15 protein-coding genes are annotated in these 15561 nt (G+C 42.5%); 2 read left to right on the top strand and 13 right to left on the bottom strand.

What is annotated here, in order from left to right; all coding sequences use genetic code 11:
• Positions 1-182 precede the first annotated feature (182 nt).
• The 8 genes from BMW30_RS10815 to BMW30_RS09010 all read right to left on the bottom strand — a co-directional run bounded on the left by BMW30_RS10815 (position 183) and on the right by BMW30_RS09010 (position 8484).
• On the bottom strand, positions 183-1436 hold the full coding sequence (locus tag BMW30_RS10815) for an ABC transporter ATP-binding protein (protein ID WP_091476174.1): 1254 nt from the start codon (positions 1434-1436) through the stop codon (positions 183-185).
• Positions 1408-3105 carry an ABC transporter permease gene (locus BMW30_RS09040; protein ID WP_143249019.1) on the bottom strand — a complete coding sequence of 566 codons (1698 nt, stop codon included), beginning with the start codon at positions 3103-3105 and terminating at the stop codon, positions 1408-1410. Before BMW30_RS09040 ends, BMW30_RS10815 begins: the two co-directional genes overlap by 29 nt.
• Complete coding sequence (locus BMW30_RS09035) at positions 3098-4117, bottom strand: ABC transporter substrate-binding protein (protein ID WP_091476165.1); 1020 nt, start codon at positions 4115-4117, stop codon at positions 3098-3100. The genes BMW30_RS09040 and BMW30_RS09035 overlap by 8 nt, the downstream gene beginning before the upstream one ends.
• A gap of 79 nt (positions 4118-4196) precedes the next feature.
• Positions 4197-4850, bottom strand: a complete 654-nt coding sequence (locus BMW30_RS09030) for a metal-dependent transcriptional regulator (protein WP_091476162.1) — start codon at positions 4848-4850, stop codon at positions 4197-4199.
• Positions 4847-5947: a metal ABC transporter permease gene (locus BMW30_RS09025; RefSeq protein ID WP_091476158.1), complete on the bottom strand. Its 1101-nt coding sequence runs from the start codon at positions 5945-5947 to the stop codon at positions 4847-4849. Before BMW30_RS09025 ends, BMW30_RS09030 begins: the two co-directional genes overlap by 4 nt.
• Entirely contained in the window at positions 5944-6867 is a 924-nt protein-coding gene (locus BMW30_RS09020; RefSeq protein ID WP_245705675.1) for a metal ABC transporter permease, read from the bottom strand. Before BMW30_RS09020 ends, BMW30_RS09025 begins: the two co-directional genes overlap by 4 nt.
• On the bottom strand, positions 6813-7535 hold the full coding sequence (locus tag BMW30_RS09015) for a metal ABC transporter ATP-binding protein (protein WP_091476155.1): 723 nt from the start codon (positions 7533-7535) through the stop codon (positions 6813-6815). Before BMW30_RS09015 ends, BMW30_RS09020 begins: the two co-directional genes overlap by 55 nt.
• 4 nt (positions 7536-7539) lie before the next feature.
• Complete coding sequence (locus tag BMW30_RS09010) at positions 7540-8484, bottom strand: metal ABC transporter substrate-binding protein (protein ID WP_091476152.1); 945 nt, start codon at positions 8482-8484, stop codon at positions 7540-7542.
• Positions 8485-8741: 257 nt separating this feature from the next.
• Here BMW30_RS09010 and BMW30_RS09005 point away from each other — a divergent pair, with 257 nt between their 5' ends.
• Entirely contained in the window at positions 8742-9230 is a 489-nt protein-coding gene (locus BMW30_RS09005; protein WP_091476150.1) for a DinB family protein, read from the top strand.
• A gap of 55 nt (positions 9231-9285) precedes the next feature.
• Here BMW30_RS09005 and BMW30_RS09000 read toward each other — a convergent pair whose 3' ends face one another.
• Complete coding sequence (locus tag BMW30_RS09000; RefSeq protein WP_091476147.1) at positions 9286-9522, bottom strand: DUF1413 domain-containing protein; 237 nt, start codon at positions 9520-9522, stop codon at positions 9286-9288.
• Positions 9523-9670: 148 nt separating this feature from the next.
• On the opposite strand from BMW30_RS09000, the gene BMW30_RS08995 reads away from it, so the two are divergent.
• On the top strand, positions 9671-10600 hold the full coding sequence (locus BMW30_RS08995; RefSeq protein WP_091476145.1) for a metal ABC transporter solute-binding protein, Zn/Mn family: 930 nt from the start codon (positions 9671-9673) through the stop codon (positions 10598-10600).
• A gap of 691 nt (positions 10601-11291) precedes the next feature.
• On the opposite strand, the gene BMW30_RS08990 is transcribed toward BMW30_RS08995, so the two are convergent.
• The 4 genes from BMW30_RS08990 to BMW30_RS08970 all read right to left on the bottom strand — a co-directional run bounded on the left by BMW30_RS08990 (position 11292) and on the right by BMW30_RS08970 (position 15494).
• Complete coding sequence (locus tag BMW30_RS08990) at positions 11292-11933, bottom strand: ribonuclease H1 domain-containing protein (RefSeq protein ID WP_091476141.1); 642 nt, start codon at positions 11931-11933, stop codon at positions 11292-11294.
• Between the two features lie 19 nt (positions 11934-11952).
• Positions 11953-12405 (bottom strand): YaiI/YqxD family protein, encoded by a 453-nt coding sequence (locus BMW30_RS08985; RefSeq protein WP_091476136.1) that lies wholly within the window; start codon positions 12403-12405, stop codon positions 11953-11955.
• Positions 12405-14543: a DNA topoisomerase III gene (locus BMW30_RS08980; protein WP_091476133.1), complete on the bottom strand. Its 2139-nt coding sequence runs from the start codon at positions 14541-14543 to the stop codon at positions 12405-12407. Before BMW30_RS08980 ends, BMW30_RS08985 begins: the two co-directional genes overlap by 1 nt.
• 294 nt (positions 14544-14837) lie before the next feature.
• Complete coding sequence (locus BMW30_RS08970) at positions 14838-15494, bottom strand: hypothetical protein (RefSeq protein ID WP_091476124.1); 657 nt, start codon at positions 15492-15494, stop codon at positions 14838-14840.
• Positions 15495-15561: the final 67 nt, after the last annotated feature.

Raw genomic sequence — 15561 nt, 5'->3', positions numbered from 1 at the left:
TGCTGTGCGGCAGCTCAAGATTTTCGGACTTGCCGCACACTTTGGACCGCTAGCTGTGCGGCAGCTCAGATTTTTCGGACTTGCCGAACTCCAAACAAAAAGTGCTCCTCCAAGTTGGATCTAAAACCAACTCATGGGGAGCACTTTACCAAATTCACAGCATCAACCGGCCATAGCAACATCTATCGTTGGCCGACCTGCACCTTATCGCCGACTTGCCACTTACCGATTGGTTCGAATAGCTTGAGTTCGCCGTATTTCGTATCCACATTTAGCTCGTACTGATTGCCTTGGAAGTAAACCGAGTTGATGATGCCAGGCAACCCATTGACAAAACCGTCTACAGAACCATCGCCGACACCAGACCCGGCTCCGCCTGTACCAGAGATACCTGCAGCATCGCTACCACCACCGCCTACACTAGCTCCACCAGCTGCACCTGGAACACCACGACCTGCGCCGCTAGCCAAGCCAGAACCAACTCCGCCAACAGAACCATCAACAGAACCAACTCCACCAGTAGTTCCAACAGTTCCACCATCACCACTTCTAGACCCAACACTACCTCGCCCAACGATCTTCAATTCATCCGGGCGCAGCGGGATCATGCCCTTCTGCTTGAAGGCTTCCGAAACATTATCCTTTCTCCACACCACGTCGTCCACGACAAATACATCATCGTGCCACATGCCATTCAACAAATTGTGTTTACCCACGAATCGTGCGACAAATGGATTTTCTGGGAAATTATAAATTTCCTCTGGGGTACCGACCTGCTCAATCCGACCTTTGTTCATCACCACTATCTTATCCGCCAAACTCAACGCTTCTGACTGATCGTGTGTCACATACAAGAATGAGGACTTCACATTTTGCGAGATTTTCTTTATCTCATTGCGAATTTCTTGCTTCAAGTGGGCATCCAAACTCGACAACGGTTCGTCCATCAGCATCAATCCGGGTTGTGCGGCAAGTGCACGTGCCAATGCGACACGCTGCTTTTGTCCACCCGATAACTCGTGTGGATAGCGATGCTTATATTCACTCAGTCCAACCATTTCCAGCACTTCATCAATTCGTTCTTCTTTTCGCCCACGAATTTCCTTCGAAATATATCGATGATGGTTTAACGGGAACAACAGTTGCTTTCGCACATCATAATGTGGCCACAACGCAAAGTTCTGGAACACCATCGACAGGTTGCGTTTATTCGGTGGCACAATCTTACTACTCGTCGCCACAACGTGATTGTCCATCTCGACAGTTCCGTCCGTCGGCGGGATAAAACCCGCAACAATTTTTAACAAAGTCGTCTTCCCACAGCCAGATGGGCCGATTAAAACGACGAACTCATCCGATTCAATTTCCAATGATATGTCATGTAACACTTGCGTGTCACCAAAAGATTTATGAACGTTTTTTATGATTGTTTTCATCTACATGTGTCCTCCTTTCGATCCATGTCGTCAGCGCGTAGTAAATAATTCCACCGACTAACAATATGCCGATGATGATGACACTAAACGCACTGGAATATACTTTGTAACCGGCTTGTTCAAAACTGAAAACGACGACACCGATTGTTTCATTACCGCTCGACCACAGCAATGCGCTCAACGTCAACTCAGTCAACGCCGTAAACACGACGAGCAAAATTCCGCCAATCAATCCCGGCGTTAACAGTGGCATAATGATACTTTTCCATCGTCCAAACCATCCTGCACCGGATGAAATAGCAGCCTGTTCTAAACTCAAGTCAATCTGGTTGAATGACGACACGGCCGCACGAACTTGCAGGATCGTAAACCGCGCCACATAAGCAATCAACAATATCCAGAACGTACTATATACACCTGGACGCACGCCTGGGAATGGCTGAATCCAGAAAATGATCAACGACAATGCGAGTACGGTTCCCGGCAATGAGTAAGGTATCGCCATGAACATTTCATTCAGTCGGTGGTACCACTTATTGTGTCTGACGATTGCATATCCGATGACCAAGCTGATTACTAAGCCGATCAACGCAGCTAAAAACGCCAACATAAAACTGTTCTGAATCGCCGATGCTGTACTATTATAATCGAACAGCACGTACTCAAAATTCTTAAACGTCATATTTTCAAACGTTAAATCGACACCATAGAAAGGCGATAACGACGTGCGCACGAGCGCAAACAATGGCACGATCGATGTCACGACCAAAAATCCGTACACTAAAATCTCGACCCACACGCGGCCACGACCAAGCAAGACGCGCGGTGTATGCGAGATGTTTAGTTCATCGTTGCTCCTAAATCTGCGCATCATCAGCCATTGCATGAGGATGATAAATCCGGTAATCAATATCAACACGAAAGATAAAATACTGCCACGTGCAAACGAATCGCTTCCATACGAGACAACCTCTTGGTAAATCGCCGTACTGAGCACCGGCACGTTACCTGGAATACCTAGAAACGCGGGCACACCGAAGTTCTCAATATTCGATAAAACTGCGACGATCATCCCACCGATTATTCCGGTCATACCGAGTGGTATCGTCACGCGAAACAACACATGCCAGCGACTTCCACCACTCGTCGAAACGGCTTCTTCCAACGACAACGGAATCCGTCTCAAAACATTCACGCTCAACAAATAGACGAGCGTGTAGTGAGAAATCCCCATGACAAATATAATTCCACCTAAAGAATACAAGTCAATGTTTCCAAAAGGCAGCCACCTAGAAAATTCCACCCACGACAATGTCACGATATAAGATGGAATGATCAGCGGCATAATGATCAATATTTGCAGCAGTTTCTTTCCACGTATGTCTGTATAAGCGACTAGCCAGGCAAAAAATACACCGAGGACGGTGTTTATCAGTGTGGCAAATATTGCAATCCATATCGTATTGCGAATCGCGCTCTGAATACGTGTCTCACCTAAAATTTCAAAATATGTCGTCGAAAAACCATCTTCTGTCCATACACCAAAGTTCAGCATTTTTAAGAAAGGATATACAAAGAATAAAAAGACGAGTGCTAAAAAGACCATCCATAACGAAAAAGAGCGTATAGAGATACGCTCTTTTCGTGAATTTGATTTAATGTTACTCACCGAAGATGTCTTGGAAAGTACTTACGTCGTCTTCACGACCTTCAACAAGTTCTTGTAGGTCCGCTTCTAACACGTCAATCTCATCAATTGTGAGTAATCCTTCAGGTGCTTCAACACCCTCTTTGATTGGTGTATATCCTAATGATTGAGCAAATTCTTGACCTTCAACAGATAGTACAAAGTCTACAAATGCTTTAGATGCTTCTTCGTTTTCTGTGTCCGCCATGATTCCGATTGGTTCTGTAATGACTGGTACACCTTCTTCAGGGTAAACAAGTTCAACTGGCGCGCCTTCAGCTTTAGCGTTAGCTGTGATGAAGTCTACAACCATTGCGTAGTCTTTGTTGCCACCAACAACTTCTTGTAATGCTCCACCGTTACCTTGTACGACCATCGTATCGTTTTCAAATAAGTCTTCGTAGAATTCCCATCCGAAGTCGTTACGTGTGAATACACCAGCGTTATAAGCTGCTGCACCTGAGTAAGATGGGCTTGGCATTACGACGCTGCCTGCTGCATCTTCACTGACGAGCGCTTCCCATGATGTTGGTGCTTCTTCTACGTTGTCCGTGTTATAAGCAATGACTGTCGCCATTACTTTAGTTCCGTAGTATAAGAAATCTTCTGCAATGAATTCTTCAGGAATGCCTTCAAGTTCAGTTGACTCATAAGATAAAAGTAAATCATCTTCAGCTAGTGCTTCAAACGTTACTGAATCTGCAACAAGTAAAACGTCTGCTTGAATGTCGCCCGCTTGACGCTCTGCATTGATTTTACCGATGACTTCTTCTGTACCTGAACGGAAGATGTTTACTTCAACGTTTGGATACACTTCGTTAAATGCTTCAACAAGTGCTGATGCATCAGCGTCTGGTTGAGATGTGTAGAACTCAACTGTGCCTTCAAGGTCTTCTTGCGCTGACACATTGTTATCACTTGTAACTGCTGTTGATGCGACGAACGTCAGTGCTGCACCTGCGAGAACTGTTCCGAACAACTTGTATAATTTCATGAAATAATAGCCTCCTAAAAGTATGTACATTCATTATACAATCTGATTGTTATGAACGTGTTAATACTTTGTAAAAATTTTAAGCTGTTTCTACAAACAAATATTTACTGATGGACAGACTGAGTTGTAAGCGTTGATCTTTCGTCTTGTTGTATGTCGTAATCAAGTCAATCTGTTCATCGACATCCTCAACGACAAGAATATCTCCGATATCACATTTTTGTGTTTTAAAGAACATGAGTAGTTTTTCTTCATCAATAATGCGTGAGATTTTAACGGTTCTACCAACTTCCACTTCACTCAATGTCTTGAGTTCCGTCTCCTGGCGGTCCATCTCATCAAAATCTATCGCACCTCCATGCGGACAAAATTTAGGATAATCCAAAAATACTTCAAGCTTGTCGGCGACGTCATCACCCGTGACATGTTCTAACAGTTCTGCTTCCCGATGTACGGCATCGATACTAATTCCTAACTTTTCTACAAGAAAAACTTCCCATAACCGGTGTTTTCGAATGATATGTTTTGCATATCGTGTACCAGAGTCTGTCAATGAAGCACCTTTGTATTTTACATATTCAACGTAGCCAGCTGTGACCAGAATGTTCATCATCTCAGTCACCGTGGGTGGGGAGAGCTCCAGTCGTTCAGCGACAGACTTATTGCTGACATTACGAGATTTTCCACCGAGCTCAAACAGTACTTTTATATAATCCTCTTGTGTTGCACTCATGATTCTACCCCTCTCGTGGTCAATCCGAACTCCACTTGTTTCGCTTGAATTAAACGCACACCATCATCTGTAATACGCATTTTATCTGCTGTAGAAGTAATCAAATTTCTTTTCTGTAATGACTGGAACGCATCGTCTAGCATGCGTTGAGACTGATTAAAGTGCGAATATACATCTTCCTTCCCGACGTCACTGACACTTTCAATGTGCTTTAACATCATCAATTGTAACAAATCTGAATGCATTTCTTTACGTCTGACGCGTTTCGAAATAAAACCGTCCTTATTAAATAGGAACGCAATTGTAAATGTAACGAACGCCACCGATGCCGTCGTACCCGAAATCGTTAAGTCCGAATAGTAACCGATAAAAAATCCGACGATACTGTTCAGTACTGCAACACCGAGCGAGAGCATGATGACATGGCTCAGTCGATCTGCGAGTAAATACGCCGTCGCAGCTGGCGCAACGAAGAAACTGATGACGAGAATTGCACCGACCGCGTCAAATGCAGTGACTGCAGTCACCGACACGAGCACCATGAGCGCATAGTAAATCAAGACCGTAAAAATGCCGATCGAACGCGCGAATATTTGGTCGAATGTTGTGATCTTTAACGCCTGATAAAATACGACAACAAACAGTAAGTTAATCACGGCCATAATGCCGAGTTGAACGACAGCAACCGGGATTGAATATCCGAATAGTTCCATCCGATTAAACGGCGCGAATAACACTTCACCCACGAGTACGATGTCTAGGTCCAAATGAATATGATCTAAGAATCTAGAAATTAAAATGACCGCAAGTGCAAACAGAGCGGTGAAGACGATACCGATGGCAGCGTCGCCTTTTATCAGCTTGATGTTTTGAAGCCATTGAATTAAAACAACGGTTAACACGCCGACCAAAGATGCACCGAGAATGAGCAGTGGTGAGCGCGTGTCTTCAGTTAGGAAGAAGGCGAGCACGATGCCTAGGATGATTGTGTGGCTGAGTGCGTCGGTTGTCATGACTTCTTTTTTGAGTAGTAGAAAGACGCCGAGCGTTGCGGTTGCGAGCGCGGTCATAATGAGTACGATTAAAACTTCAATCATGCGGCATGCCTCCTTCTCATCAAGCCGTTACGGACAGCGCCGTGTGTGCCGAATAAAATTGAGAATAGTACGATTGCACTGAGGCATAAAATAATAGTTGGTCCAGTTGCGAAACCTACGTATGCCGTACTGATATACGTGCCAACAAAAGCGGACACGAGTCCAGAGAAACCGGCAATGAGCGTCACGTAAAGATAGCGCTTCGACCACATCAATCCGATAACGCCTGGTGCAATCAATAAGTTGACGATTAAGATGACCCCGACTGCTTTTAATCCAGCAGCAATGAGACCGATTGTCATGACTAAAATGAGCGCATTCATTACCGTCGGCTTGTTGCCAATCATATGGCTGTAAACCGGATCAAAAATAAATATTTTAATGCGCTGATAATTGAAAATGAAAATCAGTAAACTAATTGCAGACACGATTAAAATAATGTTGACGTCAGCACGCAACATGTATGCTGCTTGACCGAATATGTAGTCATCGATACCACCTGTATGACCATATGCTGAGCTCCCTTGAACATAGCTTTTCAATGTCATACCAAACCCGAAAAATGATGATAAGACGAGCGCAAGGCTGGCATCGAGCGAAATCTTAGAATATTGGTTGATCATTTGAATGACGAAAAACGCGAATGCACCGAATATTAACGCACCGATAAGTAATGATAGTGCATCGAGCGTTCCGACGATCATAAACGCCAAAACGACACCAGGAAACTGGGCGTGTCCGATGGCGTCACCGATTAAACTGTTTTGTCTTAGCACGTTGATCGTGCCGATGACACCACAAGCGAAAGCGAGTATCATCGTGCCAATCGCGACGATTTGAAATGAAAAACTACTTAATATGTCCATCATAATGTAACACTGCTTTCGTCGTACGCCGTCGCGACATTCTCTTTCGTCCATGCTTCTTCAATCGTTCCCTGTGCCACAACTTCTTTATTTAATATAATCACGTGATCAAAATACTTTTCGACCGTTGCTAAGTTATGGTGGACGACGACAAATGTTTTCCCACGCTGCTGCAAGTCATGAATCGTCTGCATGATGAGTCGTTCTGTCACGACATCAATCCCTTGCAACGGCTCATCCATGATGTAAATATCCGCATCTTGCGCAATCGCACGAGATAAAAAGACGCGCTGACGCTGACCGCCGGATAACTCACTGATTTGGCGGTGTTTAAAGTCAGACATTCTCATCGTTTCGAGTGCTTCCTCTGCGCGTTTAACATCGGCTTTCGTATAGCGTTTAATCCACCCTTTGTGAACGTATCTCCCCATTAAAACGACGTCTAAAACTGTCGTTGGAAAATCCCAGTCCACATCGCTTTTTTGTGGGACATAAGCGACTTGATCAAACATTTTTTTCGGACTTTGTCCATTTATTTTAATATCACCAGCGAGCGGTTCAACCATGCCCATGATGCTTTTTATCAGCGTGGATTTACCCGCACCGTTCGGTCCAACAATCGCAGTGATGCTATTTTCTACGATTGACGTCGATACGTTCCATAGGACAGGCTTTTCATTATAGGTGACTGTCAGACCATCTACTGTAATTAACTTTTCCATACGATCAATCCTTCTGTTTTAAGTGCTCAACAATGACATCAATGTTGTGTGTATACATATCAATAAAATTATCTCCAAAAGATCCGCTGACTGCGAGCGAGTCCGACAACAGCGCAACATCATTACCGCTAACGACTTCAACATCATGTCCTGCACTTTCAACGATTTCTTGCAGGCGTTTCATGCGGTCTGGGTTCGTTGTCGTTTCAACGAAAATCGCAGGAACCTCGTTGTCTATAATCAAATCAGCAATCGCACTAATTTCTTGGTTGGATACTTCAGACTCCGTTGAGAAACCTTGCGGTGCATAGACTTCTAAATCATATGCACTTTCCATATAACCAAATGCATCGTGTGGTGTGATGACGATGCGGCGTTCTTCTGGAATTTCTTCAATACGAGAAACAATATACTCGTCTAAATCGTCCAATTCTTCAAAGTAAGCTTCTAAATTTTCTTCATATTGAGATTCACCGTCAGGGTTATGTTCAACCAATGTATCCTTTACGTTTGTCATCACTTCTTTATATAAATCTAAATCGAACCAGAAGTGCGGATCGACGACGAGATCACCTTCGTCTTCTTCCATTTCTTCTAATTCATCTGCATTTAAATCATCAGCGACTGAAATACCAGTCTCAAGAAGGTCCATCATACGTCCTTCAAAGTCCAAGCCTTGATAGATGACAAATTCAGCTTCCATGAGTGCGCGGAGATCACTCGCTTTTGGCGAATACACGTGTGGATCTTCCCCAGCTGGAATAATCAGTTCTACATCAAAGAATTCCACATCTTCTTCTAACACTTGAACCATGTCATAGATAAATGTCGTCGTCACAGCAACACTAGTTTCTCCGCCGTTGTTCTCGGCGTCTACTTTACTCATTTGACTTAATCCGATAATTGCTAATAATGCACATGCAGAGAATGACAATATTATTTTTCTCATCTTGATGTCTCCTCTAATTTTTATATGATGTTAGGTTACCCTAAAATATTAATTTTGGCAAACCTAAAGTATGTTTTTTTGCACAAAAAAACCAGACACAATAGTTGTGACTGGTTCACTTCTCTTCTTATGTAATATGGATATCATAACTTCTTATCTATAAATAGTATTTCCCAAAATTGACATCTTTAAACATTTTCACGTAATAGTTGTATATTTTCTCATTTTCTAACATAATTAAAGGACTATAAAAGGAGATGATTCCCATTAGAAAAGATACGATTTTTCATCAGTTTAAAACGGCGCGTAGTTGGGCTTTAAACCACTTAGAAAAACTTGAAGAAAAAGATGAAAAGTTTCTCCACACGATTCCAGAAGGTTTTCCAAACAGTTTGCATTGGCAATTCGGTCACATTGCTGCAATGTCAGAATTTGCAAGTGTTAAATTCTTTGACCATGAAAATGAAGTCGCAGAACGTTTCTTAAAATACTTCGATTACGGTACAAAACCTCAAGATTTTGATGAAAACACACCAACGATTGCTGACATCAAACAGTTGTTAGAAACACAAGTCGATTCATTTAATGAAGATATTACAGATGATCTACTTGAAACACCACTTGAAAATGATTCATTTGGAGCGAAAGATTTCGGTGAGTATTGGGGCTTCTTTATCATTCATGAAGCACTCCATATCGGTAAGATTGAAGAGATGAAACGAGTACTTGAAAATCAAGGATTATAATTTTTGTCTATAGAAAACCCGAGTGATCATTCTCACTCGGGTTTTTGTGTGCTGTCTATTTCACTTTTTTGTACATCTGTTGATTGGATGAATTCTTTTCTGTTACTTCAACCGATTTTTTCTCTGCAGCAAACTCTAGGAACAATCGACCAAGTGCCGCGCGCTGTTCCACTGCCAAGCGATTCCATTTATATCCTTTAAACAAATCCTTTAATATAAACGTCTCATCAACGTCCAGCTTCTTCGTTTCTTTCCAAGCTTTTTTGAGTAACTTCTTTTCACTTTTACTCATGCCGCTCACTCCTTCATATAAGTAACTATTTATACCACCATGCATATTTTTCAAACATTCTTAGATTTCTCTTGCACATATAAAACATTCATGTTAAATTATAAATCGTAATGGTTACGATTTAAAAATTATTAAGGATGTGACATGTTTGAAAAGATTATTATTAGCAACACTCGGACTCACAGTGATGGGAAGTGTCGTGTCAACAAATGCCTCAGCACAAGACACGCTTGAAATATATACGACAATTTACCCGCTTGAATTTATCGTAGGAGAAATTGGTGGAGACACAGTCGATGTCGAAAGCATCATCCCACCTGGCGCCGATGCACACTCATATGAACCAACGATGCAAGACATGGCATCCTATGCAAATGCGGATGCTTTCATCTACGTTGGTGGCAACATGGAAGTATTCTCAGATACGATTGCGAATGCGTTGACTTCACAATCTGTTGAGTTAATACCACTTAATGAACACGGAGAATTATTTGAGGCAACTTCGCATGATCACGATCATGACCATGATGATCATGAACATGATCACGATCACGAAGAAGGGGAAGATCCACACATTTGGATCAATCCTACCCGCATGATTGATGTTGCTGACATCATTAAGGATGAATTGATTGCACTTTCCCCAGAAAACGAGGATCTTTATCTAGAAAATTATGAACAATTGGTCGAGGCATTTGAAGAATTAGATGCGGCTTACACTGAGACACTTGCTGATAAAGAGAATGCGCATATCATCGTGCCGCATGCAGCATATGGATACTGGGATCAGTATGGCGTGACGCAAATTCCATTGAGTGGTTACTCGATGAGTGAAGAGCCGTCACAACGCCAGTTACAGGAGCTCGTTGATACTGCGAATGAGTACAACCTTGAGTATGTATTGTTCGAACAAAATACGGATTCAAGAATTCCTGAAGTCATTCAAAATGAGATTGGTGCAGAAGCACGAACGATTCACAATCTAGAAGTTCGGGTGGAAGAGGAAGTTCAAAACGGTGATGACTACTTTGATATCATGTATCGCAACCTTGAAGTATTAGATGAAGTAACGAATTAAATGATTGTTCCCCGAAACTTGTGTGAGGTTGGTTTCGGGGGTTTTTTTGTGTGTTGGAGACTTCTTGCTACTTCACTGATTTTTTTGGCCGTGGTAACTCACGACACTTTTCTGCTCTGAGTTACCACGAAACAACAATCCATGCCAACTCACGCCGATTTATCCGCTTGAGTTAGCATGAAACAACGATCCGTGCTAACTCAAGCCACTTTTTCCGTCTGAGTAAGCACGAAACCCTAAACTGCTGCTAACGAGCAGGCAAAAATTGATTTGCGTTCCAATGAAACTTGCTCATTGACTCGCAGATTGATTTGCGTTCCAATGAAACTTGCTCATTGACACGTAGATTGATTTGCGTTCCAATGAGACTTGCTCACTGACTCGTAGATTGATTTGTGTTCCAATGAGACTTGCTCATTGACTCGCAGATTGATTTGTGTTCCAATGAAACTTGCTCATTGACTCGCAGATTGATTTGCGTTCCAATGAAACTTGCTCATTGACTCGCAGATTGATTTGCGTTCCAATGAAACTTGCTCATTGACGTTCAATTTGATCTACGCGCCAATGAAACTCGCTCACTGAAACAAAACTCTGCCAATTCACTCGCGATTTTCATCTCAAAGTACCAGGACAAAAAATACCAAACGGATTTTATCAATCCGCCCGGCATTATCCCAAATTCTCCCATTCAAAGATTTTCGACTTCCATATTGTGCTTCTCGGTCGACTTCAAAGCATCTTTTGCCAGTTGGTCGACTTCGTCATTCTCACGTAATCCGGAATGAGCTTTCACTTTAACAAAGCGAATTGAAATATCACTCTCGATCGACTTCACATAGTCCGAGTAACCTTGTGTCAGCACGTTATTCCGCTTCCACTCGCGGGTCGCCCACTTTTCAATCCCGGCATAATCATAGTAAATTTCAACTTCACGTACACCGTTTTCAATGGCGAACTGCAAAGTCCTCGTCGCTGAAATAATCTCACCGGCAACGTTTCGAAAATCAACAAACCGCGGATCATTATCTGCACCAAATAGTTTAATCTTCTTACCATTCCAAGTGATCACTGAGCCGTAGCTGTAAATTTTCTTAGACTTGTCGTAACTGCCATCGATATAAGCTCGCATGACCAAATCAGAACCTACATCTTTAGTAGCTTTCTCCGCTTCTATCTCATCAACAAATCCAACGTAGGCCTCTGCCTCATCCCTAGTTTTAAAAGATTTATATTCTGCACTTGGAAATCCATCGACTTCTTTTTTACACTCGTCCCACGTATTATATACACCTGGGTTACGCCCGAATCGAACGCCATAAAACTTTGCCATCTTCTACCTCACTTTTTCCTTAGTTCTCAACGTGTCCAACCAGCAATCCTTCTAAAAACTCATGAAACACACGCTTGTCTACTGACGTGAATGGCTTCGGTCCTTTGACTCGTCCGCCACCACGTCTGATCACGCTGCTCATGTGCCGTGTTTCCAACATGTTGTTTATGTTCTTATCTGTGTATTCGAATCCTTTATGATGGACGACGACGCACCCTTTCGGCAACAGCAATGCCGCTAACCCATAGTCCTGTGTGATGACAATGTCGCCAGATTGAGCCAGTGCAACAATCTTGTAATCCGCTGCATCTGCACCACTGTCGACATAAATATGCGACACGAAGTCTGGTAAACTTTTGTTGGAATGATGCGCCACACTCGATACCAACACGACTTCTAACCCGGAACGTTCCGCCAAACTTATCGCAATATCTTTTACGGGAGAAGCGTCTGCATCAATGATGATTTGCATTAAAACTTCAGACCTTTCAACTGATCTGCGAGTGCACTATTGATATTCTCATCTGTTTTACCAACGTATTTATTCACCGTTCGCTTATCGACTTTACCCTTTTGCGCTTTGTCACGACGGGCCTTGAAACTAGACATTTTCTCTCGGTGACCACAAACACACGTGAACATTTGGCCATCACCCTCACCGGATAACGTCAACTTCTTCTTACATTTCGGACAACGCGCATTCGTCGTGCGTGCGATATTTTTACGATGACCACACTCACGATCCTGACACACCAACATCTTGCCTTTCTTACCATTGACTTCAAGCATCGGCTTACCACAATCTGGACAGTCTCGACCACTCAAATTATCGTGCTTAAATTTAGAATCACTTGCTTTAATTTCAGCAACCATTTCACGTGTATAGTGCTTAATTTCATCGATAAAAACAGCGCGCTTTAACTGACCCTTACCGATTTTTTCAAGTTGGGTCTCCCATTTCGCAGTCGTTTCTGGCGACGTCAATGCGCTCGGTGCTAAATCGAGCAACTGTCGTCCCTTAGACGTAAGGCGTATTGCGTTACCTTGTTTCTCCATCATGAATGAATTAAATAGCTTATCGATGATTTCTGCACGTGTTGCAACTGTACCGAGTCCACCGGTTTCTTTTAATGTCGCTGCCGATGACTTATCATCGAGCTGCATAAATTGAGCTGGATTTTCCATCGCTTGCAGTAACGTTGCTTCAGTAAAATATTTCGGCGGAGATGTTTCACCTGCTTGTAAATTCACAGAAGTGACTTGTGCACGATCGCCCTTTTTCGCGTCAGGCAATCCGCTTTCACCTGCTTCGCTGCTGAGTGCTTTAAATCCGATTTTGATTGTACGATTACCTGTCGCTTTCAATGTTTCACCTTCAACTGAAGCTTCGATCGTAATTGCTTCATACTCGTACGGCGGCATCAGCACTTCCAAGAAGCGTTCGACCACCATCGTGTAGATGCGTTTCTCGTTCACATTCAACTGATCATAGATCACCGATTCCTCAGTCGGTATAATCGCGTGGTGATCGGATACTTTTTTATCGTCTATGAATGACTTTCTCGCTTGAATACCAGCGCGTAAAATCTCTTGTCCGACTTTGCGATAGTCACCGATGCCACATGCTTTCACACGATCAGAAAGCGTCGACACCATATCAGCGCTTAGATATCTCGAATCCGTTCGTGGATATGTCACAGTTTTATGACGCTCATATAACGATTGCATCGTGCGCAGCGTTTCACTCGCGGACATGCCGTAACGCACGTTCGCATCTCGCTGTAACATCGTTAAGTCATATAGTGCCTGCGGATACGATGTTTTTATCTTCTTATCGATAGAAGTGATTTGAAGTTCGCCACGTAATTTTTTCTCGAGTTGTTCAGCGCTATCCTTATCAAATATCCTTCGCTCATTTTGATGATGCCACTGATAAACGACCCCGCCCGCTTCAACGTCGACCGTATAAAATATTTTTGGCTTAAATTCGCGAATCGCTGCTTCACGCAGTGCGATTAATTTCAGTGTGGGCGTCTGCACGCGACCGCAGTTTAAACTTGCGTTGTGTTTCGTTGTAAGTGCACGCGTTGCGTTGAGTCCCACATACCAATCCGCTTCACTGCGGGCGACTGCTGCATAGTATAAATTTTCATACTGACTTGCCGGCTTTAATTTGCTAAAGCCAGCTTTGATCGCCTGATCCGTTACAGATGAAATCCATAGGCGCTTCATCGGCAAGTTATGTTTGATGTTATCGAAAATCCAGCGTGCGACGAGTTCACCTTCACGACCCGCATCCGTCGCTATAATAATCTCACCTACGTCATTGCGATTGACGAGACGTTTCACGGTATTAAATTGTCGACTGGTCTTTTTAATGACCATCGTGTCTAACTGCTTAGGTAACATGGGTAAATGTTGTAGATCCCATGATTTAAATTTCTGATCGTACATTTCCGGTTGCTTGAGCGTCACTAAATGGCCCAGCGCCCATGTCACGATGTACGAATCACCTTCAATATATCCATCACCTTTTTTTGCACACTTCAATACCCGTGCAATATCGCGGCCGACGGATGGTTTTTCTGCGAGTACGAGACGCTTCTTCATTGTTTACTTCCTCTCTATTTGGTACATCAAGTACCCTTTCAAAGACGTTACTATCGTCTAAATGGATTTTTATCGTTTTTGTTCGTGGTCATCCGAGTCATTATTACCTCGTGACCAAATGAAGGCAAATACTATTTCTAACACAATATAAATAGAAGTTGCAACGATGAATAACATCCATGATAATTGATTTTCAAAGAAAAGAAACATGATCAATAAAAATGAGATATACAGTAAAGGTAAAATATATTGCCTTAAACGTCTGTTCATCTTAAATAAAACCCCTTTAGTATTTTATTGCAAGTCAAAGCTAGCTTCTTCATCGTCTTGATAATCTTTAAAAATCAGCGACTTTTCCACATCAAACTCTAAATATTCTGGCACATGAAAAGCGATTAAAAATCTCTCTTCTGAACCGACTTCGAGCTGTTGATTAAATTCTCCTGTATCAGATTCGCGATTATTTATTTCACGTGAATCATCCGTATAGGCATATGCGTTACCATTTTCTGTAAAGATATGAAATGCTGTAACTGACGGTGAGTAGTAGTCACGGTCTATATTTTCAATATTGGCATCAACGATAAACTGCCGGTCATTACTCTCATTGAAGTAAGCATTGTTCACAGTAATGCGGAGACCGCCAATTTCTTCAGTCTGAGGAAATACACCGCTAGAGTCACTTGTATTATTCGAATTCGAGTCTGAATCAGTTTCTGAATCCGATTCAAAGAATTCTGTTATGTCATCAAATAAAGTAAACTCGAAATCCTCAAACATATTTTCATCTGAGAAAAAGTTTAATGCGAAGACGATTAATGCTGTAACAACCGCAGCAATAATCAGTAGAATTATGAAAATAACACCGAGCATGCACCCTTTTGTAGCGGCGCTTGCTTCACTCGGCGTTAAATCACCTGGATCTTGTTTTCGTTCCTGTGGCTCACTCATTGTCTCACCTCGTGGTGTATTCTTAACCAAACAATATAGATTTTAAGATCTATTTACAAGAAGAGTT

It is taken from the genome of Aliicoccus persicus (assembly GCF_900110815.1).
GTDB lineage: Bacteria > Bacillota > Bacilli > Staphylococcales > Salinicoccaceae > Aliicoccus > Aliicoccus persicus.
The sequence above is the reverse complement of the archived record's forward strand: the minus strand, read 5'-3'. Positions and strand labels throughout refer to the sequence as shown.

Excerpts from the sequence above, each read along its gene's own strand:
- BMW30_RS09035 (WP_091476165.1), bottom strand. The coding sequence starts at position 4,117 with ATGAAATTATACAAGTTGTTCGGAACAGTTCTCGCAGGTGCAGCACTG.
- BMW30_RS08970 (WP_091476124.1), bottom strand. The coding sequence starts at position 15,494 with ATGAGTGAGCCACAGGAACGAAAACAAGATCCAGGTGATTTAACGCCG.
- BMW30_RS10815 (WP_091476174.1), bottom strand. The coding sequence starts at position 1,436 with ATGAAAACAATCATAAAAAACGTTCATAAATCTTTTGGTGACACGCAA.
- BMW30_RS09000 (WP_091476147.1), bottom strand. The coding sequence starts at position 9,522 with ATGAGTAAAAGTGAAAAGAAGTTACTCAAAAAAGCTTGGAAAGAAACG.
- BMW30_RS09010 (WP_091476152.1), bottom strand. The coding sequence starts at position 8,484 with ATGAGAAAAATAATATTGTCATTCTCTGCATGTGCATTATTAGCAATT.
- BMW30_RS09025 (WP_091476158.1), bottom strand. The coding sequence starts at position 5,947 with ATGATTGAAGTTTTAATCGTACTCATTATGACCGCGCTCGCAACCGCA.
- BMW30_RS08985 (WP_091476136.1), bottom strand. The coding sequence starts at position 12,405 with ATGCAAATCATCATTGATGCAGACGCTTCTCCCGTAAAAGATATTGCG.
- BMW30_RS08980 (WP_091476133.1), bottom strand. The coding sequence starts at position 14,543 with ATGAAGAAGCGTCTCGTACTCGCAGAAAAACCATCCGTCGGCCGCGAT.
- BMW30_RS08990 (WP_091476141.1), bottom strand. The coding sequence starts at position 11,933 with ATGGCAAAGTTTTATGGCGTTCGATTCGGGCGTAACCCAGGTGTATAT.
- BMW30_RS09015 (WP_091476155.1), bottom strand. The coding sequence starts at position 7,535 with ATGGAAAAGTTAATTACAGTAGATGGTCTGACAGTCACCTATAATGAA.
- BMW30_RS09005 (WP_091476150.1), top strand. The coding sequence starts at position 8,742 with ATGATTCCCATTAGAAAAGATACGATTTTTCATCAGTTTAAAACGGCG.
- BMW30_RS09030 (WP_091476162.1), bottom strand. The coding sequence starts at position 4,850 with ATGAGTGCAACACAAGAGGATTATATAAAAGTACTGTTTGAGCTCGGT.
- BMW30_RS09020 (WP_245705675.1), bottom strand. The coding sequence starts at position 6,867 with ATGGACGAAAGAGAATGTCGCGACGGCGTACGACGAAAGCAGTGTTAC.